We start from the raw sequence: 1,265 nt of genomic DNA, 5'->3' as shown, positions 1-1,265 counted from the left end.
TGCCTATCCTGTCCCCTTCCGAGGCGCGGCAGAGGGAGCCAACCGTCCGGAGCGGCCAATTCACGACGAAAAAAGGCATATTGCATACATTATGCTAGCTTCCAGTACGGATGGTCTGCAGTCTCACCAACCGACAACTTTGGCAGAAAGGGCAATCCCCCTTAGAGGTCAATTGAGTTGGGTCGGACAATCTGGGACGTTGCATTCAGCGAACACGCACCGGCGCCGCATAGGGTGGAACCTGCACTGTGCGTACTGCATTGGCATTCGCCGCAGCCACTGCCCTAACGTGGCGTGCGATTTCCTCCATTGAGGCGAACCAGACATCGCCCCGAGACCGCAAGTCCTCCAGAAACGCCGCAAATACGGCCCAGCGCGACAGTCTCCCCGACACAAAGGGATGGACCACGGGAACCCATAACCCGCCGTACCGGTAAGCCGTCTCAAACTCCTGACGGAAAACCTCGAACCCCTGCAGGGGCGCACGTATCGGCATCGTATAGTCGAGATCAATTGACTGGACATACTGCGGCCAGTCGTCCAGGCCCCAGTGAGACGGGATTTCAACCAGAGTGCCGTTCGGCGCCGACAGGATATAAGGGATATCGTCCCCCATCAGGGAGGCATCGTATTCAAAGCCACGATCGACAAGGAAACCGGGTGAACGGTCCGAGATATTATAGAGCGGTGCACGCCAGCCGCGGGGCCGTGCGCCTGTTGCCTTGACAATGACCTCGATGCCGCGGTCCAGCCAGTAGGCTTCATCCTCGGCGCTGAGTTCTGAAGGATGCTCGTGCAGAAATCCATGGTGAGCGATCTCGTGGCCTCCTGAGAGGATCGTTTCGATTGCTTCAGGATAGCGTTCGATGCACCAAGCTGGAATGAAGAAGGTCTGGCGGATTCCGAGGCGGCGATAGGTTTCAACGATCCTCGGCACTGCTACCTGTGGTCCGTATTGCAGCATCGAGATCGCTGACAGGCGGCGATAGCCGTCGAGCGGATGAGCAATGTGGATCAGGCTATCGGCATCCATATCGAAGGTTATGCAGCAGGCGCAGTTAGCGCCGTTTGGCCAGGGAATGGGGTTCAAAATCATGATGCTCTCGGTTTTGTGAAATCAGGAATCGGCAGCAAGGTGATCGATCAGGCGGACCAGGAAAGCCTGACAGCTCGCAAGCTGTTGGAGGGACACATACTCGTTGGGCTGGTGCGCCTGGGCGACGTAGCCGGGCCCACAGATCACTGTGGAGAGGCCCGCCTGTTGG

Annotated in this window: 1 protein-coding gene; it reads right to left on the bottom strand. The window is 57.9% G+C overall.

Translation table 11 applies throughout. From position 1 onward, the window contains the following. Window positions 1-205 precede the first annotated feature (205 nt). The gene (locus tag EN935_RS36420) at window positions 206-1,096 is read right to left on the bottom strand and encodes a polysaccharide deacetylase (RefSeq protein WP_127265828.1); all 891 of its coding nucleotides are present in this window, start codon (window positions 1,094-1,096) and stop codon (window positions 206-208) included. Between the last annotated feature and the right edge of the window lie 169 nt (window positions 1,097-1,265).

The sequence above is a fragment of the Mesorhizobium sp. M7D.F.Ca.US.004.03.1.1 genome, from assembly GCF_003998635.1.
Classification (GTDB): domain Bacteria; phylum Pseudomonadota; class Alphaproteobacteria; order Rhizobiales; family Rhizobiaceae; genus Mesorhizobium; species Mesorhizobium loti.
Note: the sequence above shows the minus strand (reverse complement) of the source record. Positions and strands in the feature narration are given on the sequence as shown.

Coding starts and splice junctions, on each gene's coding strand:
- EN935_RS36420 (WP_127265828.1), bottom strand. CDS start 1,096: ATGATTTTGAACCCCATTCCCTGGCCAAACGGCGCTAACTGCGCCTGC.